Origin of the sequence: Mesorhizobium sp. WSM4898, from assembly GCF_029625845.1 — a bacterium.
In the GTDB taxonomy this organism is placed as follows: domain Bacteria; phylum Pseudomonadota; class Alphaproteobacteria; order Rhizobiales; family Rhizobiaceae; genus Mesorhizobium.
The window spans coordinates 37,053-58,064 of record NZ_JARTVQ010000013.1 but is presented as its reverse complement, the minus strand read 5'-3'; the positions used below and the strand labels follow the sequence as shown (position 1 = coordinate 58,064).

Here is a 21,012-nt window from a genome sequence, read left to right as displayed (position 1 = left end):
CGGTGACGGGCAGGGCATAGGACGAAGGCCATGACCGGGGAAACGACCCTCAAGGAAGTCATCGCCAGGCTCGGCAAAGCCATGGAGGGACTGGAAAACGCCGTGGCGGCGCGGCTCGAGCATGAGCGCGACTATTCCGAAGCCGAGGCCGAGGTGCAGCGCATGAACGCCGACCGCTCGCGGCTGGCGCAGGAGCTCGACAATTCCGAGGCCCGCGCCGAACGGCTGGAAGATGCCAACAAGGAAGTGTCGCGCCGGCTGGTGACCGCCATGGAAACCATTCGCGCGGTACTGGACAGGTAAGCCAATGGCACAGGTCACCGTTTCCATCGACGGCAAGCAGTACCGGATGGCTTGCGACGAGGGCCAGGAAGAGCATCTGATCGACCTCGCCGAGCGCTTCGACCGGTATGTCATGCATTTGAAGGATTCGTTCGGCGAGATCGGCGACCAGCGGCTGACCGTCATGGCCGGCATCATGGTGATGGATGAGCTTTCGGAGCTCAACAAGCGGGTCAAGGGCATGGAGAGCGAGGTGCTGACGCTGCGCAAGACGCGCGACGAGGCGCTGACCAAGGCCGACAAGAGCGACAGCGTGCTGACGACCGCGCTCGCGGCACTTGCGCAGCGCATGGAAGACCTTGCGACGACGCTGGCGGTGAAGAAGGCTTAAGCCGCCAATCCCCTGCGTCCGCTATGGAAATTCTGCTGTCTTTTCCAGGAAAAGCAGAAATTTTTCCATCGTTCCGATCACGCTTGCAGACACAAGCCTTTTGAACCGTTCCTTCCGGCGGTATAGAAGCTGACACGCGCCGATGGGGTTAGCCCATGCCGGCGCCATGTCACAGGGTAGGGAGCACGCGATGAGCCTTCGTATCAACGATATCGCGCCGGATTTCACGGCCGAGACCACGCAAGGGACGATCAATTTCCATCAATGGATCGGTGACGGCTGGGCAGTGCTCTTCAGCCATCCGAAGAACTTCACGCCGGTTTGCACGACCGAGCTCGGCACGATGGCCGGGCTCGAGGGCGAATTCAAAAAGCGAAACGTCAAGATCATCGGCATTTCTGTCGATCCGGTGTCGAGCCACGACAAATGGCAGGCCGACATTAAGACAGCTACCGGCCAGACGGTGAACTATCCGCTGATCGGCGACAAGGATCTCGCCGTCGCCAAGCTTTACGAGATGCTGCCGGCGGGCGCCGGCGAGAGCTCTGAAGGGCGCACGCCAGCCGACAACGCCACGGTGCGCTCGGTCTACGTCATCGGCCCGGACAAGAAGATCAAGCTGGTGCTGACCTATCCGATGACCACCGGCCGCAACTTCGATGAGATCCTGCGCGTCATCGATTCCATCCAGCTGACGGCCAAGCACCAGGTGGCGACGCCGGCAAACTGGAAGCAGGGCGAGGACGTGATCATCACCGCCGCCGTCTCCAACGAGGACGCGATCAAGCGCTTCGGCGCCTACGAGACGGTGTTGCCGTATCTGCGCAAGACCAAGCAGCCGACAGCGTGAGCTTTCCTTCTCCCCGTTCCACGGGGAGAAGGTGCCCGAAAGGCGGATGAGGGGCGGCGCGGCGTTCGGTGATTACCGCGTCAACGGACGTTGTCCTGACGTGATAAGCTCGTAATCTCGGCGCTGCCCCTTATTGTCCTGGCGGACATTAGGGGCGCGCCACAGCTTTCGCCAATCGCGGGCGTGCAGGTGCCAAAAAGAAACGGCGGCGCCAGATCCCGGCTCCGCCGTTTTGTCTTTGCGTAATGCCTCGAGCTTTTACGCCGCCGGCTGCGCTTCGATGGTGCGCAGCGCCTGGTTTTGACGCTTGGCCGCGGCCTTGACCGCGTCCTGCACCTTCTCGAAGGCGCGCACCTCGATCTGGCGCACGCGCTCGCGGCTGATGTCGAACTCGGCCGACAGCTCTTCCAGCGTCAGCGGCTCTTCGGCCAGACGACGCGCCTCGAAGATGCGCCGCTCGCGGTCGTTGAGCACCGACAGCGCGCCCGACAGCATCGAGCGCCGGTTTTCCAGCTCGTCCTGCTCGATCAGCATCTCTTCCTGGCTTTCGTGATCGTCGACCAGCCAGTCCTGCCATTCACCGGACTCACCTTCGCTCGCCCTGATCGGGGCGTTGAGCGAAGCGTCGCCCGACAGGCGACGGTTCATCGACACCACTTCGGCCTCGGAAACGTTGAGACGCGTGGCGATCTCGGCAATCTGGTCGGGCTTGAGGTCGCCGTCGTCGAGCGCCTGGATCCGGCCCTTCACCTTGCGCAGGTTGAAGAACAGGCGCTTCTGGTTGGCGGTGGTGCCCATCTTGACCAGGCTCCACGAGCGCAGGATGTATTCCTGGATCGAGGCCTTGATCCACCACATAGCGTAGGTGGCGAGCCGGAAGCCGCGCTCCGGTTCGAATTTCTTGACAGCCTGCATGAGGCCGACATTGCCTTCCGAGATCACCTCGCCGATCGGCAGGCCGTAGCCGCGATAGCCCATGGCGATCTTGGCGACGAGCCGCAAATGGCTGGTGACGAGCTTGTGCGCGGCGGAAGTGTCCTGATGCTCGGCATAACGCTTGGCGAGCATGTACTCTTCCTGGGGCTGAAGCATCGGAAAGCGACGGATTTCTTCCAGGTAGCGGGCGAGACCGCCTTCACCGGAAACGATACTGGGTAGTGACTGGGCCATGATAGCGCCCCCTCTCTATTGGAGTGATGCCCCCGTAACGCGGCGGGCATATGACGCGAATGCCAATCGGCTCACTCGCGGCAACTGCTGTATATAGGAACAAAACCAGAAAGGACAGGCATTTGTTCAACACGAAACAGTGTGTCACGTTGAAGTGAACAACGCCAGTCAGGTTTTTTGATGGCTGGTTTGAAGCGTCTTGATGGCGGTTCAGAGCATTCGAAAGCCGCCGACAAGTTCCTCCATGTCCCTCGGCATCGGCGCCTCGAACCGCATCGGTAGATGGGTGGTCGGGTGTCGGAATTCAAGGAGCCAGGCATGGAGCGCCTGTCTGGAAAATGCCTTGACCTCGCCTTTCAGCGGTTCCGGCAGCCGGTTGGCCTTCGTGCGGAAGGCCTGGCCGTACTCCGGATCGCCGACCACGGGATGACCGATATGCGCCATATGCACCCTGATCTGGTGCGTCCGGCCGGTCTCGAGGCGGCATTCGATCAGACTTGCGGTGGTGAATTCCTTCTGCCGCCCGCCGAAACGCTCGACGACGGTGAAATGGGTAACGGCATGCCGGGCGTCGTCCCGGTCTTCGGGAACCACCGCGCGCCGTACCCGATCGGCGGCGCGGCCGAGCGCGGCCTCGACGGTGCCGGTCGGCCGCTGCGGAATGCCCCAGACCAGCGCCAGATAGGCGCGTTCGAGGTCGCCCGTCCGGCCATGATCGGCGAAGGCCTCAGACAGTGCCTTGTGGGCGCGGTCGGTCTTGGCCACCACCATGACGCCGCTGGTTTCCTTGTCCAGCCGGTGGACGATGCCCGGTCGCCTGACGCCGCCGATGCCGGAAAGACTGTCGCCGCAATGATGGATCAGCGCGTTGACCAGTGTGCCGGTCCAGTTGCCGGCGCCGGGATGCACAACCAGCCCCGCCGGCTTGTTGACGACGATCAGCTCGTCGTCCTCGTAAAGGATGTCGAGAGGAATGGCCTCGCCTTGCGGCTCGGCAGGCTCCGGCTCCGGCATGATGACCGCGACACGCTCGCCCGGCGCCATCTTGCGCTTTGCCTCCTCGACCGGCTTGCCGGCGATCGTAACCGCACCCTGCTTGATGAGGGCCTGCACGCGGCTGCGTGAGATCTCCGGGCCGAACTGGGCGGTGAGCCACTGGTCGAGGCGCTTGCCTGCGGCATCGGCGCCGGCTTCCAGCTCCACCTTTCCATCCAACTCATCGCCCGGCAATTCATCCTGTCTCAAAATCGGGGCCCTATCAAAATCGAGGTCTCTTCGCTATGAGCGCTCATCGAAACCGTTGCGGATTGTTTAGTCATGGCCCGGCCGATCGCCGAAGAAGATGAGGAGAAGCCGCTCGACCCTGCGGCCGAAAAAGTGCGCCGGAAGCTCATCCGCTTCATGATCGTCAATCTCGGTCTTCTGTTCCTCGCCCTTATGGTGGTGATCGGAGCCCTTGTCTACAAAGCCCGCAATGCGCCCGGCGCCGGATCGGTGCATGCCGGCGATGTCCAGGCTCCGGCCGGCGCGCCCCTCTCCGGCGATATCGTGCTGCCGGTCGGCGCCAAGGTCGTCAGCCAGGCACTGTCCGGCAACCGCCTGTCGATCGATGCCGAACTCGCCGACGGCAGCCGTTCCATCTTTCTCTACGACATTGCCGAGCGCCGCGTGATCGGCCAGTTCGCGATTCGCAACAAATGAGCGGCTTTGCCGATAACCGCAGCATTGCGACCGTGGCGCTCGTCGTCGAAAACTATGACGAGGCGATAGCCTGGTATGTCGAGCGGCTTGGCTTTGTGTTGAGCGAGGACGTCGACTTCGGCGGCGGCAAGCGCTGGGTGACGGTCACGCCGGCAAACAGGCAGGGCGCGCGGCTGCTCTTGGCGGCAGCCTCCGGCGAGAGGCAGGCAAGCCGCATCGGTGACCAGACCGGCGGCCGGGTGTTTCTTTTTCTCGAAACGGACGACTTCGCCCGCGACCATCAGGCGATGCTTGGCAGGGGCGTCGAATTCCGCGAGGCGCCGCGCTTCGAGCCCTATGGCACGGTGGCGGTGTTTGCCGATCTCTACGGCAATCTCTGGGATCTGATCGAGCCGAAACGGCAGGGTTGACGAGGGCAGTCCGCAAAGTCCGCGAACAGTCCGAAACCCCAGTTGCTTTTTTCCGGCCTTCATCCTATGTAGCCGGTTCTTGAGCGCGCCCATCGTCTAGCGGTCAGGACACCGCCCTCTCACGGCGGGAACAGGGGTTCGATTCCCCTTGGGCGTACCATTGATTCCAATAATTTAGCTGCCGCGTCGAATAGCGATCGAGAAGCCTTAGCCAGGCAATGCGCGAAGGAACACACAGCACCGTCGGCCGTTTGCCTTTCTTTCAGTGAAAGGATGAGACATGCCGACACCCGCTGAGCTCGAAGCGAAATTCTGGAAAGCACTGAAATCGGACATGACGATGATGATCGGCCTCGACGGCTCCAACATCATCCCTCGGCCCATGACGGCACAACTGGAGAAGGACGATACCGGTCCGATCTGGTTTTTCACGGCGAAAGACACGGAGCTTCCGATGGGCCTTTCCGGCGGCGAACAGGCAACGGCCACGTTCGTCTCCAAGGGACATGACCTCTTCGCAACGGTGCAGGGCAAGCTTCGCGTCGACAATGATCGGGCTGTGATCGATCGGCTCTGGAACCCCTATGTCGAAGCATGGTTCGAGGGCGGCAAAGACGATCCGAAACTCACGCTGTTGCGCTTCGATCCGGACCGAGCCGAAATCTGGCTCGATGCGTCGAGCGTGGTTTCGGGCATCAAGATGCTGCTCGGAAATGACCCGAAGCAGGAATACAAGGATAATGTCGCCAAGGTCGACCTTTAGGGGCCGGTCGCGACAGGCTGTCGGCCGCGTAATTTCTGCTTGATTCTCGGTTGATGCGGCAAAGGCCTCCAGCCTGGAATGCAACCACGCATCCACTCTATGGGCTCGCGACCAGAATGAACCGCGCCAGTTTGCGGCGGCAATGCGTTACGCGCCGGGATGGAAGATAGGCGCACGAATCCGCCACTGGCGCGCGCCTGGCGTTATACTCGACGTTATCGGAGCGCCGCTTTTTGCCCCTGGGCTTTGAAGCCCCTGTTTCCGCGCTGTCCCATGAGAGGAAGGCGCTGCGCTATTTCCCGGTAAGAAACGGCGTGGCTCAGTCATGCGATAGCGTCTAGCCACCGATTCGGCCTTGGCTACCATCCCAATTGGATTATCTGGGAAAGATCGGCGATGTCGCCATAGATCATCGAGCCTTTGACGAGAAAACACTTGCCATGCAAGACCTCGGACAGTGAGCTCGACGCGGTGCAAACCGGCAAAACTTTATGGCCATTGGCTTCGGTCGGGCCGATGCTGATGACGAGGAAAGCAATCGCAACGAGAGTCGTTCTGCTCATATCCAACCCCTCAAGCCTACTAGCTGCCAGGGCTGCAAAACCGGTTGCCTCCTCAAAGTAGCATCGGGCAATGATGGGATTCATCGTATCGATTGGAGAAGCGGCTCATCTATCTGCCGTAGGCGCAAAGACGGATTAGCCCCCGCCTGTTCAGTGGCCTCCACCATGCAGGCTAACGCTTCTTTGTTTCCCAGCCGAAATACAACGCCTCGAATTGCCCACCATCAAGGCGCTTGAATTGCGAACTTCTTCAAAGCGTTCAGGAGCTTCACGACGTGCATCTATCGCGCTTGCTGAAAAAGGCGGCGCGGAACAGTGCAGCCTAAAGATGGGGGCGCCCGGCCTGTGGCATATCGGGGGACCTAGGGCAGACAGGCCGGGCCTTTTACCCCATGTGGGCAAGGGGCAAGTCTGTACTATGCGCCACCTTTCGACGGCTGACATCAGAACTTTAGGTGTAGCTAATAAACGCCGTCGCGATTAATGAGCGCAAGCGAGGGACCTTTGGTTGCCTCTGCGGCTACACCCCTGATGGGATTGACCGCTCATAGTCAGCACGCTCCCAAACGGAAGCGGCAAACCGCTCACCTGCGAAAGCGGGATGAGTTGCGCCATGACCGTTGCAAGTCCTCGCGCTTCTCAAGACAGGCTTTTCGCAAACGCTGACGGACTTGGAGTGTGACCTTGCCGCGCCATCAACGCTGTGGTGGCACCGGATCGAGCAGGGTGACATCGTCGGGCCCCGCGGGTGGCAGTTCGCCATTGGGCGTCAGTTTGTTGACCGCCTCGGGCAAGTCCCTGGTTATCCTGGCTATCAGCTCATCGCGGGACAAGCCGGTCTGCATTGAAAGAGAAGCGAGCGTTTCGTCGTCTATTGCCGCCTCGACCTCTTTCGGCTCGATCGGCTGGTTGGGTCCGCTACTAACCCAAGAATCCACCTTGGAACTGGCTCCCGCATTTCTGAAGCGGTCGACAATATCCCCAAGCGCCGTCCCCGATACGCCTTTGGACAGCTGATCCAAGATCCCTCCCTGCAGACTGTTTGGATCGCGATTTCCCGCGCCACGGAGCAGCTCTCCGATCTTGTCGCGATTTTGGTAGGCGAGAATGCCCAATATGGCGACAGCCAGTCTTCCCAGGTTTGCCATTGATTGCCTCCCAGCAATTACAAGGGAAGAGCCGGTGATCACAAAGGTTCCGTCTAACGTGAAAAGTTTGCCGAGAGGCCAGCAAGCGAGGTCATCTTGCGATCAACAGTCTGGATCACGAGCCGCTTGATTTAGACGCATAAAGTCCTGGACGAAGGCCGCTCGGAAAGCCGCAAAAATCTCCGGTGGCACCCCCTTCAACCTGCTTGCCACTGGCGACAAGCCATACTGAAAGAATCCTGCTGGCCGCGATCCTATTGGCTTTTGTTCAGGAGCGTGGCGGGACCGAAAACCCGGCAGCCGGGTCCTAGGGAAAAGAATGCCGGTACTCCTCGCTAAATCAAACCGCGCTCGGAACAAAGGTGTGGGTTGCTTGTTGGGTTCGCAGCACATCTGCCCAACTAGGAACTTCTCCATGAAAAATCGCCATCTACTGGTTGCGCTGACCACAGCCGCCGCCATCACATTTGCAGTGCCTGCCTTTGCCGCCGACGATGCCCAGGGGTTCGTCGACAAGGCTGCCAGCGGGGGCATGTTCGAGGTCGAGTCGAGTAAGATCGCCCAAGCCAAAGCCCAGGGTCAGGCGGTCAAAGACTTCGCCCAAAAGATGATCGACGATCATGGGGCGGCCAATGCAAAACTCGAAACGATTGCCGGCGAGCAGAAGCTCAAAGTGCCCGCCGAGACGGATGCCAAGCACAAGAGCGACCTCGACGCCCTTCAGAACGGCAAGGATCCGGTCGAAAGGACCTATGTGCAGATGCAGCGTGATGCGCACGCGGATGCCGTGGAGCTGTTCGAGAACTACGCTAAGGATGGCGACAATCCCCAGCTCAAGGCGTTCGCATCGGAGACCTTGCCCACACTCAAAATGCATAAGGAAATGATCGAGAAGATCGCTTCCACCATGGACGATGAAACCGGCACGACGACGAGTTCGACAACTCCCGCCGTCACCACGACCGACACAAAAAATCCGGCTGCTCCGGTGCCAGGCGCCAATAGCTTCACCGAAGACCAGGCCAAGAGCCGGATCCAGGATGCCGGCTTCTCGGATGTCTCAGCGCTAACCAAGGACGATCAAGGCATCTGGCGCGGTCAGGCCACCAAGGACGGAAAGAAGACAACCGTGGCGCTCGATTATCAAGGCAACGTCGTTGCCGGCAGCAACTGAAACGGATTGGAGTTCAACCATGAGAACCGTGACCGGACTATTTGACAATTATGAGGACGCTTCCGATGCCGTCGGTGAACTCGAAGCCATCGGCGTTCCGCATTCCGACATCAGCATCGTCGCCAATAACTCGACCGGCTGGTACCAAGATGATCGCTCGAATGCCGCCGAAGATGCGGCTGGCGGCGCCGGTGTGGGCGCCCTCATTGGCGGCGCCGGCGGGTTGCTGACGGGGCTTGGGATCATGGCTATCCCAGGCGTGGGCCCTGTTGTCGCCGCAGGGTGGCTCGCCGCTACCGCTGCAGGCGCATTGGGGGGCGCAGTTGTCGGCGGGGCTGCCGGGGGCATCGTCGGAGCCCTTACCGACTCCGGGGTCCCGGAAAGGGATGCTCATGTCTACGCCGAAGGTGTGCGCCGCGGCGGGACGTTGGTCACGGCCAAGGTTAGCGACGCGTTGGCCGGCGAAGCCGAGAGCATCCTCGGTCAATCAAGATCGGTGAACTTGGAAGATCGCCGCAGTGCCTACGAAGCCGACGGTTGGACGAGCTTTGACGCTGGCGCCGAAAACTACACCGCCGACGAGATCGAACGCGATCGGGCGCGCTACGCAAATCGCGTTTGACCATATCGCCCCCAGGCGAAGGGCTTGGGGGCTTCACGCTCTGGCGCGTAGACAGCGCCTCCATGCCCGGAGCAACGCAGCTCGGTCCATCCGCTCAATAAAGTTCTCTGCGGCCTCGACGCGCGAGCCAGCTGTGATGCGGGGAGTGAAAAGTGATTTTGCGGCGCGCAACGCGCGGGTTACGCTATGTCACTTGCCAAAAGGAGGATGATGATGAAAGCCTTCCTCGGAACGATCTTAGCGCTGGGCCTGTCCGTCTCTGCAGCGTCAGCCAATTGCCCGGCACACGCGAAGGATCAAGCCTCAGTCGACGCGCAGCAGACGGCGAGTGTTGACAAGTCCGACACGTCAACATCGACGGAAATCAAGAAAGAAACCCCGGCGAAGTCGGAGTAGTGCTTCTTCTTCGAAGGTAGATTGAGAGAGTGTCCGCGCTGCGGGCGCCCGAAAGCCGGCTACCATGAAGAGCCATGCGGCGCGAGGACGGCGTGAGCGTCGCCGCTATCGCTGAGAAGCTTCGCTGATCGGCGACATGAAAGCGTAGCGGTGTCGCCAGTTCGGGCGTCTTCAAGGACGGTCTACAAATAGGGCTTCCGTCGGCTGCCGACGCTGAACCAAAAGTCTAAATGCCGGCTCGGGTCCGTTCACGAGACGCTCTCTCCAATAACAGCGACAGATGATGCAGGTGCATCAATTGGGCGTCTTCAAGCAACTGCAAAAAGCTGGACGCCTTGCATCGCGGCAACCGGCGGCGCTTTAGCGCAGCGATGCGCGCGCGCTGGCGCTTGATGTGCTGCTCGGCCTACAGAATATGGCGTTCCGCCATTTGGATGTCGTCAGCCAATGCCATCGTTGCAAACGGCGGTGTCGGGCAGGCGGTTCCGCTGACCCGGCCGGCCATCGAGCATGGTGCAAAGAGAGCCTTGTGCATCCTCCTTGCGGCCGGCGATGACCTGCTGGGGCGATGCCGTGTCGCCGCTTCTGGCGCAACGCCTCGGATTGAATTAGCATCCGATAATCAAAGTTTCGGCCGCGATCCAGCAGGATGCGGATTGCGGAACCAAGGGGGAAGCCGTGCGGCGGTCGCCTGCCGGGCGCCGATTTAAAGGCTGCCTGACCACATCGTCCGGCGGCAGGCGCGGCGGGGCCGGGAGGAGCCAATGCAAAAACTGCAGTCGCAAGGCGTCCATCACATCACGCTGGTCGGCGCCGATCGCCAGACCTCCATCGATTTCTGGGAAGGCGTGCTCGGCATGCCATTCATCTTCGAGCAGCCCAATCTCGACAAGGCGAGCGAAAGCCACCTCTATTTCGACCCGGGCGATGGCCGGCTGATCACCGTCTTCACCGACGAGAGCCGTAGCGCGGTCAAGCGGCGCACGCCGACCGATACCGGCTGTGTCCACCACATCGCGTTCTCGGTGTCGCGCGTGACGTTCCTGCAGGCAGTCGGCCGGCTCGACGAGCGCGCCATCAAGCACAGCGGCGTCAAGGATCGCGGCTTCATGGATTCGATCTATTTCGAGGATCCGCTTGGGCTGCTGATCGAGCTTGCCTCCTACCGGTTCGAGCCGCCCGCGGGCTTCAGCCATGCCGACGTGCTGATGGCGGCGCACAAGATCCGCGTTGCGCGCGGCGACTACAATATCGCCGAGGCGCACCTTGCCGACGCCATCCAGGCGCTGGTCGAGCGATCGCGCGAAACATTGTCCGAGAACCGGGCGGCGAAAAATCCATACTGAACAGGTCAGAGGGAGGACCAGATGGCAAAGGCTGCAACGAAGGGAACGAAGAAGGCCGCCGCCAAGCCGGCAGCGAAGATGGCAAAGCCGGCGGCAAAGGTGACTGCCGCCAAGATGTCGGCCAACGCAGTCAAGCCGGGCGCAAAAGCCGCGCCTAAAGCGACGGCAAAAGCCGCGTCTAAAGCAACGGCAAAGGCAGCGTTTAAAGCCAAGGCGAAGCCGGCGAAGAAGCCCGCGGTCAAGCTCAGCATGCTAAGGCCCAGCGTCAACAACATGACGGTCCGGGTGTTCACGCGAGCGGCCGGGCTCGACCATGCCGAGACCGACGCCTGGGGCCTGACGCGCACGCCGGAATTCCTGGCGCGGAACCCGGCGCATCTGACTCCGATGATCGAGGACAAAGGACTTCCCAGAGGCGTGCTTTGGGAAAGCTGCGCAATCATGCAGTACCTCGCCAACAAGCACGGGCTGGACAAGTTCTATCCGAAGGCGCCGGCCAAGCGGGCGATGGTCGACAGCGCCATGTTCTACCTGGTCGGAACGCTCTATCCCTATGTGGCCAGGGCCACTTATCCGGCACTTGGCTTTCCGCAATATGCCGGCGAGGTCGGCCACAGCGATGCCCATCCCGACAAGAAATCGGAGGCGCAAAAGGCTGCCATCGCCGCAATCGCCGAGCCGCTGGAGGTCTTTCATAGCTTCTTCAGGGACGGCAAGCCTTTCATCGGCGGCAACAACCCCTCGATCGCCGACATCCGTCTGGCGGCGACACTGGAGTTTCTGGCGGTCATCGACTATGCGCTGCCCAGCTGGGCGAAGGACTATATGGCTGCGATCGAGAAGAAGCTCGGCAAGGCCTATGCTGAGCCGGCCGGCGACGTGCGCGGCTACATCGCCCATGTGAAGGCCCAGGCCACGGCTTAAGAAATGCGCGAGGTTTAGGGTTTCGTTAACCAAACCCTTGTCTAGTGTCTCGGTCCTCGCTGCGACCACGGATGTACTGGCGCGATTGCCGAGGAGAAGGAAAGGTCGGCTCAGCGCCGGCCTTTTTGCTTTTCCGCCGGCGCGCCAGCGTCACGGCAGCATGATTTTATCGGGTGCCGGCGCGGTTGAAATTCTATTGTCATCAGCGTCGTTGATCGTACCATGCGAACGGGCGAAAGCGGCGAGGACAAAGCCATGAGAAGCACGGCTAGACTTTCAGCGATCGCAGGCGCGCTGCTGGCGATGCCTTTTCCGGCAGATGCCGCATCGCTCAACACGATGAACGAGGTCGGCGCGGCGCTGCAGGCGTGCTGGACGCCGCCGGCCGAAGCCGGAACTGCCTCGGTCACCTTGAGTTTCAGCTTCAAGCGCGACGGCACGCTGATCGGCCCGCCGAAGCCAACGGCCATCAAGGTCAACGGGGATGACAAGGCGCGTCAGGCGTATGTCGACGCGGCGACCGCTGCCCTGCGAAATTGCCTGCCGCTCAGCTTTTCGCCGGACCTCGCCAAAGGAATTCCGGGAAAGATCTTTACGCTTCAATTCAATTCGCCGAAGGACAACGCCAAAGCAATTCAGTAGTAGAACTGCCAAGTTGCCCAGTTTCGACTTCGCCGATTTCCAATAGAAAACATGGCTATGCTTTCTAAGAGGCGCTTTGCTGCTGGACAGCGCTACGCCGGATTGCGCCCGCGGCGGGCATTGGCGTGTTTTTCCAGTTGCGGCATCTCGAAGACATAGTCGCTCCAGGCCGATTCCGGAATTTGTCCGGCCAGATAGCATTCCAGCAATAGATTTTGCTCGGGTGTCAGACGCCTCGGGGCCCGCTCGTGATCCAGTCCAAGCGAATGGATCAGGTTTCTGGTCAGGCCTGAGACGGTGAAATGAACAGACATCTTCGCTCCCCTTCGTGTTTCGCCGATAACGCCAGACGCCACACAAAGGTTTCACGCGCAGTGAGGAAACACGCGATCTTATCGCAGCCGCGACGCTACTCGCAGACCACGCGATAGCGCTTGCCGGGTTCGCTGACATTCCGGCAGGCGAGCGCCTTCTGTGGCTGGGAGGACGCATCAGCCAAATCCGGCTGAAAGGAAGGGGCCGTCGAAACACGTCTTCGACTGGGGGAACTCACCGGGGCGCTCGGCGGCTGAGGAAATACGTCCGTCGCGATCTGCCGCGAAGCTGTTGTCCCTGGCGGGGCCTTGTCCCAAATGCGCCTGACGTCCATCCGGCTTGGAATGATGACGGTTCCGTCGTCGCTGCGCGTGCAGCCGCTCGCCGCGAGCAGCGCCGGACAGAGAACAAAAGTCAGCATTCGACCAAGCATCAGCTATACCCCCACCGATTTTATAGCCCGGCAGCGGTGGGTTCGCCAACGGACGGATTACCGCAGCGAGATCGGACCGGCGTCCGACTAAAACCCGTTAACGGCATCGGGCGTGTTCGGTTGCGAATCGTTAAGGTTAGCCGATCGTTAATGCTTGTCGGGCACATTCCGCCGGCGAACCGGGAGGGTTCGGCCTGGGGGTAGGGATGGCGGATACGGACGGTACTTTCGAGATGGGCGCCGCCCGTTTTTTCGAAGGCGCGGTCGAGCGCGGCGAGGCGGCGGTCCCCCGCGCCCCCGATCAGCATGCGGCCGCGACCTCGGAAGCGCTTGCCAATCTTCGCCTGATGGTCGATTCGATGCCGATCGGCGTCATTGTCCTCGATGCCGAGCTCAGGGCGGAGATCATCAACCGCGCCTTCTACGACTTCTGGAAGATCGATCCGCTTCGCGCCACTGCCGGCTGCGGCTTCCGCGAGCTGATGGAGGCCAGCCGCGACGCCGACCCCTATGGTGCCGACGAGGTGGGCTGGCAACGCCACATCGCCGAGCGCGAGGCCGAAATCCGGGCAGGCGTTGCCGGTTCCAGGCAGTTGCCGCGCAATGATGGCCGCGTGCTGATCGCCTCGCTTGCACCGCTTGCCGGCGGCAAGCGTCTGATCTCCTATGTCGACATCACCGACATGAAGCATCGCGAGACCGAGGCAGAGGATGCGCGCAAGAATCTCGCCACGGTGCTGGAGTCGCTGCCGGCCGGCGTCATCATCTATGACCGCCACGATGAATTCGTCTTCGCCAACCGCAAGCTGCATGACAGTTTGCCGGCGCTGAAGCCGGCCTGGCAGCCGGGCCGCACCTTACGCGAGGCGCTCGCTCTCGGTCATTCCGCCGGCTATTTCCGGTCGAGCGGCGACGTCGAGATCGACAATGTCTACGGTGTCGACAAAGAACGCTGGCTCGACGCCATGCTGAAGCGTTACCACCTGCCCAATTCGTCCTATGAGCGGCTCAATCCCGACGGTCGTTGGTTCCAGGTCTACGACATGAGAGCGGACGACGGCACGTTCATAGGGGTGCGCGTCGACATTTCCGACATCAAGGCCCGCGAGAAGGCGCTGCGCGAGTCGATGCGGCAGATCGACCTTTACCGGCATGTCATGGACGAATTGCCGGTGGCGGCGTTCATCAAGGCCGAGGATCTTACAATCGAGTTCGTCAACAAGGCCTGGTGCGCGCTGACCGGCATTGCCAAGGAAGACGTCATCGGCAAGACGGACCGGCAGCTTTTCGGCGCCGAGGACGCCGAAAGCTACAGCCATGACGATGCCGAGGTCATCGCGACCGGCAAGGGGCGCGAAGTCGAGGAGCCTGTCAGCCATCGCGACGGCACGGTGCGGCAGCTGATGACGCGCAAGAGCCGCCTCATCGCGACCGACGGATCGGTGCATCTGGTCGGTTCCAGCACCGACATCACCGAGGTCAAGGCGCGCGAGCGGGCGCTCAAGGAAAGCATGAGCGAGAACGAGGTGTTCCGCAACCTGATCGACAACGTGCCGGTGTCGATCTACGCGAAGCGTTCGGATCTAAGGCAATTCTACGTCAACAAGGGCTGGTGCGATCTCACCGGCTTCAGCAAGGAAGAGGCGATCGGCAAGACCGACGTCGAGATCTTCGGCGCGGACGGCGAAGCTTTCGTCGCCGGCGACCTGGCGGTGCTGCGCACCGGCGAGACGCAGGAGATCGAAGAACAGGTGACGCTGCCGGACGGCAGCGTGCGTCACCAGTTCGCGCGCAAGGGCGCGATGATCGCGTCCGACGGTTCGCTCTATCTGATCGGGTCGACCACGGACATTACGGAACTGAAACAGCGCGAGGCCGAGCTCAGCGAGGCGCGCCGGCGTGCCGTGCTTGCCGACCGCGCCAAGTCGGAGTTCCTCGCCAATATGAGCCACGAGATCCGTACGCCGATGAACGGCGTGCTCGGCATGGCCGAGTTGCTCGCAAAGTCGGACCTCGACCCAAAGCAGAGGACGTTCACCGACATCATCGTCAAATCGGGCAACGCGTTGCTCACCATCATCAACGACATCCTCGACTTCTCCAAGATCGACGCCGGCCAGCTCGTGCTCGACCCGGCGCCCTTCAACCTTGCCGAGGCGATCGAGGATGTGGCGACGCTGGTGTCGACCCGCGCCAAGGAAAAGGACCTCGAGCTCATCGTTCGCGTCCAGCCCGGGCTCGACGGGCAGTTCGTCGGCGACGTCGGCCGGATCCGACAGATCGTCACCAACCTGCTCGGCAATGCGGTGAAGTTCACCGACAAGGGCCATGTGCTGGTCGACGTGACCGGCGAGCGCGTTCCGTCGGGGACGAAGTTCGCCATCTCGGTCACCGATACCGGCATCGGCATTCCCGAAGACAAGCTGAAGCTGGTGTTCGAGAAATTCAGCCAGGTCGACACCTCCTCGACAAGACGGCACGAGGGCACCGGGCTCGGCCTTGCCATCACCTCGCGGCTGGTCGAGCTGATGGGCGGCGAGATCGGCGTCGACAGCGCCGAGGGCAAGGGCTCGACCTTCTGGTTCACCGTCACGCTGCCGCGGGCCGAGCGAGGCGGGCAGCGGATCATGCCGGTCGACGTGACCGGCGCGCGCGTGCTGATCGTCGACGACAATGCCGTCAACCGCGCGATCCTCAGCGAGCAGATGGCTTCGTGGACCTTCGATTCCTGCGCGGCCGAAAGCGGAGCCGAGGGACTGAAGGTGCTGATTGCGGCTGCCGCCTACGGCGTGCCTGTCGACTGCGTCGTGCTCGACTACCAGATGCCGGGCATGACCGGCGCCGAAATGGCGCGCATCGTGCGCAACACCGCCGGCCTCGCGCACACGCCGATCATCATGCTGACCTCGGTCGACCAGTCGCTCGCCAGCGCCGCCTACCGCGATCTCGGCATCGATGCGCAGCTGATCAAGCCGGCGCGTTCCTCGATCTTGCTGGAGACGCTGGTCGCCACCATCCAGCGTCATCGCCACAGCACGGCGGCCATCCATCCGGCCTTGACCGGCGACGTCGAGACCGGGGCCGGCGCGCCGCAGGCGTCCACGGCGCAGGCGACCGCGGCGGATCGCGTCCTGCTGCAGCCGCCGCCGGCGCGTGCCCGTGCACGCCTGGCCGGCGCGGAGGCCGGGCTCGACATTCTCGTCGCCGAGGACAACGAGGTGAACCAGATGGTGTTCACGCAAATCCTGGGCGAGACCGGATACCAGTTCGAAATCGTCGGCAACGGCCGCAAGGCGCTGGACGCCTTCGGCAGGCTTAACCCGCGCATGATCCTGATGGATGTGTCGATGCCCGAGATGAGCGGCCTGGAGGCGACCGCGGCCATCCGCCGGCTCGAAGCCGAGATGGGCACGCATGTGCCGATCGTCGGCGTCACCGCGCATGCACTGAAGGGCGACCGCGAGCGCTGCCTGGAAGCCGGCATGGACGATTACCTGCCGAAGCCGATCAGCCCGAAGGCGCTGCTCGAGAAGCTTGAAAGATGGCTCGGGTCGGACGCGGAAGTCCGCCGCAGCGCCGGATAACAGCCTTTCTGCGCGGCCGTTCACGGCGTCATCGACGAGGTCCGTCGGCGGGCGTCCAACGCAGACATATGGTGTGATCGCACCATACAAAACGAAGGCCAGGTCAGGACAATGGCTGCTGTCGATTCCGCCCTTCGGTTACGGGCGGGAGCAGCGACCGCCGGCAAGGAACAGCGTCGACTCTACCCCAACGGACCTGTTTTCGGCGATGGCCAGGCCATGATCCGCTCTGGCGCACAGGCAACGCGCTCTCGTCCGGATTTTATTTCCCGGCGGCCGGAGATCCGGCCGCCGGGATAATTTTTGATTCAAAAGTCGGACAAGCTACTGATTCCCGCGGCAAACTTCGGCTGGGTCCGCAAATGGCGGCCGCAGGCCCCCCCAAGGCATCCCCGTTCAGGCGTTACCGGGCTGACACGAAACTGTCATGCGACTGTAATAATCGACGTCTATTGCGCTCGTCAGGCGCCGACAGAAAAGGGTTGCCGAAAGACCATATTCCGAACAGGAGCAGGCCACATGAGACATTTCATCCGCTCGGCGGCCGTTGCGATTGCAATGGCTGCGGCATCTACGCTTTCCCTCTCCGCCGCTATGGCGGCCGACATCTCCGGTGCCGGCGCTACCTTCCCCTATCCGATCTACGCCAAGTGGGCCGACGTCTACAAAAAGGAGACCGGCATCGGTCTCAACTATCAGTCGATCGGCTCCGGTGGCGGCATCAAGCAGATCAAGGCCAAGACCGTGACCTTCGGCGCCTCGGACGCGCCGCTCAAGGGCGAGGATCTCAAGTCGACCGGGCTCGCGCAGTTCCCGATGGTGATGGGCGGCATCGTTCCGGTCGTCAACCTCGAAGGTGTCAAGCCGGGCGAACTGGTGCTCGACGGCCCGACGCTGGCCGACATCTTCGTCGGCAAGATCACCAACTGGAATGACGAGGCGATCAAGAAGCTCAACCCCGACGTCAAGCTGCCCGACCAGGCGATCGCGGTCGTGCACCGTTCCGACGGCTCGGGCACCACGTTCAACTTCAGCTACTATCTGGCCGAAGTCAGCGCCGACTGGAAGTCGAAGGTCGGCGTCAATACCGCGCTCGAGTGGCCGGTGGGCATCGGCGCCAAGGGCAACGAAGGCGTCGCCAACAACGTCGCGCAGACTGGTGGCGCGATCGGTTATGTCGAGTATGCCTATGCTAAGCAGAACAAGCTCACCTATACCGACCTGATCAATAAGGATGGCAAGAAGGTAGAGCCGACCGCTGCCGCGTTCTCGGCCGCTGCAGCCAATGCCGACTGGAGCTCCAAGCCTGGCTACGGCGTCATCCTGGCCAACCAGGCTGGTGCTGAAAGCTGGCCGATGACCTCCGCGACCTGGATCCTCGTCTACCAGAAGCCCGACGATGCGGCGGCCACCACCGAAGCGCTCAAGTTCTTCGCCTGGTCCTACGCCAAGGGCGACGACATGGCCGCCGAGCTGGACTATGTTCCGATGCCCGACGCGGTCGTGAAGAGCGTCGAGGAAATGTGGAGCAAGGACATCGTCGACAGCAACGGCAAGCCGCTCTACTCCGGCATGTAATTCCTCCGGAATAAGGAGGGCGCCTCGGGCGCCCTCCTGTCTCTTTCGAAATGCGAGGGCAAATGACAGCCGTTTCCGAAGCCGTGACATCGTCCGCCATACGGACCAGGGAAGCGACGGTGCGCCGCTTCGCCCTGACCGACACGATCTTCCGAACGGTCACGCGCCTCTCCGCCATACTCGTGCTGGTTCTTCTGGGCGGCGTCGCGGTCTCGCTGATCGCCGGCTCGTGGGAGGCGCTATCGAAGTTCGGCTTCTCCTTCCTGACGACTGAATCCTGGAATCCGGTCACCGAGAATTTCGGCGCGCTTGCGCCCATCTACGGCACCGTCGTCACCTCGGCCATCGCCATCCTCATTGCCGTGCCGATCGGCATCGGCATCGCCGTCTTCCTGACCGAGCTCTGCCCGCGCCCGCTCAGGCGCCCGATCGGCATAGCGGTCGAGCTGCTCGCCGGCATTCCCTCGATCATCTACGGCATCTGGGGCCTGTTCGTCTTCGCGCCATTCCTGCAGACGACGGTACAGCCATTCATCATCAATCTTTTCCACGGCATACCGGGTCTCGCCAGCCTGTTTGCCGGTCCGCCCTACGGCATCGGCCTCCTGACGTCGTCGCTGATCCTCGCCATCATGGTGCTGCCCTTCATCACCTCGATCACCAAGGACGTGTTCGACACGGTGCCAGCGGTGCTGAAGGAATCGGCCTACGGCATCGGCTGCACGACCTGGGAAGTGACCCGGCGTGTGGTCATTCCCTATACGCGGGTCGGCATCATGGGCGGCGTCATGCTCGGTCTCGGCCGCGCGCTCGGCGAGACGATGGCCGTCACCTTCGTCATCGGCAATGCGCACCGCATCAGCGCCTCGCTGTTTGCGCCCGGCACGACGATCTCGGCGACCATCGCCAACGAATTCACCGAAGCCGACGGCGAGCTTTACACGTCCTCGCTGGTCGCGCTCGGACTGATCCTGTTCATCATCACCTTCATCATCCTCGCGCTCGCACGCTACATGCTGTTGCGCATCGATAGCCGCACGGGAGCCTGACCGATGTCGACAGCCGCATCGCTCCACCGAAGCCGCAAGCGCAAGAACGCCGTGATGATGGCGCTCTGCACCATAGCGGCGGGCATCGGCCTCGTCTGGCTGGCGCTGATCCTCGGCGCCCTTCTCTATAAGGGGCTCTCGGGTGTCTCGCTTTCGGTGTTCACGGAAATGACGCCGCCGCCCGGCGACGCCGGCGGCCTGCTCAACGCCATTTACGGCAGCATCGTGATGACCGTGATCGGCATCGTCGTCGGCACGCCGATCGGCGTGCTCGCCGGAACCTATATGGCCGAGTACGGGCGCTTCTCGCGCCTCACGACGGTGGTGCGCTTCATCAACGACATCCTGTTGTCGGCGCCATCGATCATCGTCGGCCTGTTCGTCTACGAGCTGATGGTGCGGCCGATGGGTCATTTCTCGGCGATCGCCGGCGCGGTGGCGCTGTCGATCCTGGTGATCCCCGTCGTCGTGCGCACCACCGAGGACATGCTGAACCTTGTGCCCAACGCGCTGCGCGAGGCCGGCACCGCCATCGGCGCGCCGCGCTGGGTGGTGATCCGCTCGGTCGCCTATCGCGCCGCACTGTCCGGCATCGTCACCGGTATATTGCTGGCGATCGCCCGGATTTCGGGCGAGACGGCGCCGCTGCTCTTCACCGCGCTCAACAACCAGTTCTGGTCGAGCAATCTCAACGCGCCGATGGCCAGCCTGCCGGTGACCATCTTCCAGTTTGCGCTGAGCCCTTATGAGGAATGGCAGCAACTGGCCTGGACGGGCGCACTGATAATCACCCTGACGGTTCTCGGGCTGAGCATCTTCGCCCGCAGCCTTACCGGACGCAGAGAGGACAGATGAAACCGATGTTGTCCACCGACCTGAACGTAGCCGAGACGACCGCCGAGAAGGCCAAGATCGAAGTCAAGAACCTCAACTTCTACTATGGCCAGTCGAAGGCGCTGAAGGACATCAACCTGTCGCTGCCCGAGCGCAGCGTTACCGCCTTCATCGGACCTTCGGGCTGCGGAAAGTCGACGCTGCTGCGCGTGCTCAACCGCATCTACGAGCTCTACCCGAAGCAGAGCGCCGAAGGCCAGGTGCTGCTCGACGGCAAGAACATCCTCGACCGCTCGCAGGACCTCAACCTGCTCAGGACCAAGATCGGCATGGTGTTCCAGAAGCCGACGCCGTTCCCGATGTCGATCTACGAGAACATCGCCTTCGGCGTCAGGCTGTATGAGAAGATCAGCAAGGCCGAGATGGACAATCGCGTCGAACAGGCGCTGAAGCGCGCCGCGCTGTGGAACGAGGTCAAGGACAAGCTCAACGCCAGTGGCCAGAGCCTTTCGGGCGGCCAGCAGCAGCGGCTCTGCATCGCCCGCACCGTGGCGGTGAAGCCGGAGGTCATCCTGCTCGACGAGCCGGCATCGGCGCTCGATCCGCTCTCGACCGCCAAGATCGAGGAGCTGATCGACGAGCTGCAGGCCGACTACACGATCGTGATCGTCACCCACAACATGCAGCAGGCGGCGCGCGTCTCGCGGCAGACGGCGTTCATGTATCTCGGCGAGCTGATCGAATTCGACCGGACCGAAAAGATTTTCACCTCGCCCCGCGAGAAGCGCACGCAGGACTACATCACCGGCCGCTTCGGCTGAGTTCATACGAGGACAT

The 21,012-nt window shown here is 62.1% G+C and carries 22 protein-coding genes and 1 tRNA gene; 18 read left to right on the top strand and 5 right to left on the bottom strand.

Annotation, left to right across the window (positions count from 1 at the left end):
• The first annotated feature begins 30 nt into the window (after nt 1–30).
• From P9228_RS29120 to P9228_RS29110, 3 genes are all read left to right on the top strand, one after another.
• Nucleotides 31–303 (top strand): DUF4164 domain-containing protein, encoded by a 273-nt coding sequence (locus P9228_RS29120; RefSeq protein WP_040973690.1) that lies wholly within the window; start codon nt 31–33, stop codon nt 301–303.
• Nucleotides 304–307: 4 nt separating this feature from the next.
• Complete coding sequence (locus P9228_RS29115) at nt 308–673, top strand: cell division protein ZapA (protein WP_067002048.1); 366 nt, start codon at nt 308–310, stop codon at nt 671–673.
• Nucleotides 674–863: 190 nt separating this feature from the next.
• Entirely contained in the window at nt 864–1,523 is a 660-nt protein-coding gene (locus P9228_RS29110; RefSeq protein ID WP_095778154.1) for a peroxiredoxin, read from the top strand.
• 258 nt (nt 1,524–1,781) lie between these two features.
• On the opposite strand, the gene rpoH is transcribed toward P9228_RS29110, so the two are convergent.
• A complete protein-coding gene (gene rpoH, locus P9228_RS29105; protein WP_067002056.1) occupies nt 1,782–2,693 on the bottom strand; it encodes an RNA polymerase sigma factor RpoH in 912 nt (303 codons plus the stop codon).
• 210 nt (nt 2,694–2,903) lie between these two features.
• Nucleotides 2,904–3,896: an RluA family pseudouridine synthase gene (locus tag P9228_RS29100; RefSeq protein ID WP_278056878.1), complete on the bottom strand. Its 993-nt coding sequence runs from the start codon at nt 3,894–3,896 to the stop codon at nt 2,904–2,906.
• 114 nt (nt 3,897–4,010) lie between these two features.
• Here P9228_RS29100 and P9228_RS29095 point away from each other — a divergent pair, with 114 nt between their 5' ends.
• From P9228_RS29095 to P9228_RS29080, 4 genes are all read left to right on the top strand, one after another.
• Nucleotides 4,011–4,394 carry a fimbrial protein gene (locus P9228_RS29095; protein ID WP_067002059.1) on the top strand — a complete coding sequence of 128 codons (384 nt, stop codon included), beginning with the start codon at nt 4,011–4,013 and terminating at the stop codon, nt 4,392–4,394.
• Nucleotides 4,391–4,804 (top strand): VOC family protein, encoded by a 414-nt coding sequence (locus tag P9228_RS29090; protein WP_278056876.1) that lies wholly within the window; start codon nt 4,391–4,393, stop codon nt 4,802–4,804. Before P9228_RS29095 ends, P9228_RS29090 begins: the two co-directional genes overlap by 4 nt.
• A gap of 85 nt (nt 4,805–4,889) precedes the next feature.
• Nucleotides 4,890–4,964, top strand: a tRNA-Glu gene (locus P9228_RS29085).
• A gap of 120 nt (nt 4,965–5,084) precedes the next feature.
• Nucleotides 5,085–5,567 carry a pyridoxamine 5'-phosphate oxidase family protein gene (locus P9228_RS29080; RefSeq protein ID WP_278056875.1) on the top strand — a complete coding sequence of 161 codons (483 nt, stop codon included), beginning with the start codon at nt 5,085–5,087 and terminating at the stop codon, nt 5,565–5,567.
• A 359-nt stretch (nt 5,568–5,926) separates the two neighbouring features.
• Here P9228_RS29080 and P9228_RS29075 read toward each other — a convergent pair whose 3' ends face one another.
• Together P9228_RS29075 and P9228_RS29070 are read right to left on the bottom strand one after the other, a co-directional pair.
• A complete protein-coding gene (locus P9228_RS29075; protein ID WP_245307357.1) occupies nt 5,927–6,214 on the bottom strand; it encodes a hypothetical protein in 288 nt (95 codons plus the stop codon).
• A gap of 611 nt (nt 6,215–6,825) precedes the next feature.
• On the bottom strand, nt 6,826–7,278 hold the full coding sequence (locus P9228_RS29070) for a YidB family protein (protein ID WP_278056873.1): 453 nt from the start codon (nt 7,276–7,278) through the stop codon (nt 6,826–6,828).
• A 415-nt stretch (nt 7,279–7,693) separates the two neighbouring features.
• Here P9228_RS29070 and P9228_RS29065 point away from each other — a divergent pair, with 415 nt between their 5' ends.
• The 6 genes from P9228_RS29065 (at nt 7,694) to P9228_RS29040 (ending at nt 12,382) form a co-directional block, all read left to right on the top strand.
• Nucleotides 7,694–8,452 carry a DUF4142 domain-containing protein gene (locus tag P9228_RS29065; protein WP_278056871.1) on the top strand — a complete coding sequence of 253 codons (759 nt, stop codon included), beginning with the start codon at nt 7,694–7,696 and terminating at the stop codon, nt 8,450–8,452.
• Nucleotides 8,453–8,471: 19 nt separating this feature from the next.
• Nucleotides 8,472–9,074: a hypothetical protein gene (locus P9228_RS29060; RefSeq protein ID WP_278056870.1), complete on the top strand. Its 603-nt coding sequence runs from the start codon at nt 8,472–8,474 to the stop codon at nt 9,072–9,074.
• A 213-nt stretch (nt 9,075–9,287) separates the two neighbouring features.
• Entirely contained in the window at nt 9,288–9,470 is a 183-nt protein-coding gene (locus tag P9228_RS29055; RefSeq protein WP_067002221.1) for a hypothetical protein, read from the top strand.
• 764 nt (nt 9,471–10,234) lie between these two features.
• The gene (locus tag P9228_RS29050) at nt 10,235–10,816 is read left to right on the top strand and encodes a VOC family protein (protein ID WP_095824037.1); all 582 of its coding nucleotides are present in this window, start codon (nt 10,235–10,237) and stop codon (nt 10,814–10,816) included.
• A gap of 21 nt (nt 10,817–10,837) precedes the next feature.
• Nucleotides 10,838–11,740 (top strand): glutathione S-transferase family protein, encoded by a 903-nt coding sequence (locus tag P9228_RS29045; RefSeq protein WP_067319300.1) that lies wholly within the window; start codon nt 10,838–10,840, stop codon nt 11,738–11,740.
• A 255-nt stretch (nt 11,741–11,995) separates the two neighbouring features.
• Entirely contained in the window at nt 11,996–12,382 is a 387-nt protein-coding gene (locus P9228_RS29040) for a hypothetical protein (RefSeq protein ID WP_278056868.1), read from the top strand.
• A gap of 92 nt (nt 12,383–12,474) precedes the next feature.
• On the opposite strand, the gene P9228_RS29035 is transcribed toward P9228_RS29040, so the two are convergent.
• Complete coding sequence (locus tag P9228_RS29035; protein WP_067002082.1) at nt 12,475–12,696, bottom strand: hypothetical protein; 222 nt, start codon at nt 12,694–12,696, stop codon at nt 12,475–12,477.
• Between the two features lie 640 nt (nt 12,697–13,336).
• Here P9228_RS29035 and P9228_RS29030 point away from each other — a divergent pair.
• The 5 genes from P9228_RS29030 (at nt 13,337) to pstB (ending at nt 20,996) form a co-directional block, all read left to right on the top strand.
• Entirely contained in the window at nt 13,337–16,714 is a 3,378-nt protein-coding gene (locus tag P9228_RS29030) for a response regulator (RefSeq protein WP_278056867.1), read from the top strand.
• Nucleotides 16,715–17,233: 519 nt separating this feature from the next.
• The gene (gene pstS, locus P9228_RS29025; protein WP_127241371.1) at nt 17,234–18,292 is read left to right on the top strand and encodes a phosphate ABC transporter substrate-binding protein PstS; all 1,059 of its coding nucleotides are present in this window, start codon (nt 17,234–17,236) and stop codon (nt 18,290–18,292) included.
• A 62-nt stretch (nt 18,293–18,354) separates the two neighbouring features.
• The gene (gene pstC / locus P9228_RS29020; protein ID WP_067002087.1) at nt 18,355–19,341 is read left to right on the top strand and encodes a phosphate ABC transporter permease subunit PstC; all 987 of its coding nucleotides are present in this window, start codon (nt 18,355–18,357) and stop codon (nt 19,339–19,341) included.
• 3 nt (nt 19,342–19,344) lie between these two features.
• Nucleotides 19,345–20,196 carry a phosphate ABC transporter permease PstA gene (pstA, locus tag P9228_RS29015; RefSeq protein WP_095824034.1) on the top strand — a complete coding sequence of 284 codons (852 nt, stop codon included), beginning with the start codon at nt 19,345–19,347 and terminating at the stop codon, nt 20,194–20,196.
• Nucleotides 20,193–20,996 carry a phosphate ABC transporter ATP-binding protein PstB gene (pstB, locus tag P9228_RS29010; protein WP_067002093.1) on the top strand — a complete coding sequence of 268 codons (804 nt, stop codon included), beginning with the start codon at nt 20,193–20,195 and terminating at the stop codon, nt 20,994–20,996. The genes pstA and pstB overlap by 4 nt, the downstream gene beginning before the upstream one ends.
• The last annotated feature ends 16 nt before the right edge of the window (nt 20,997–21,012 follow it).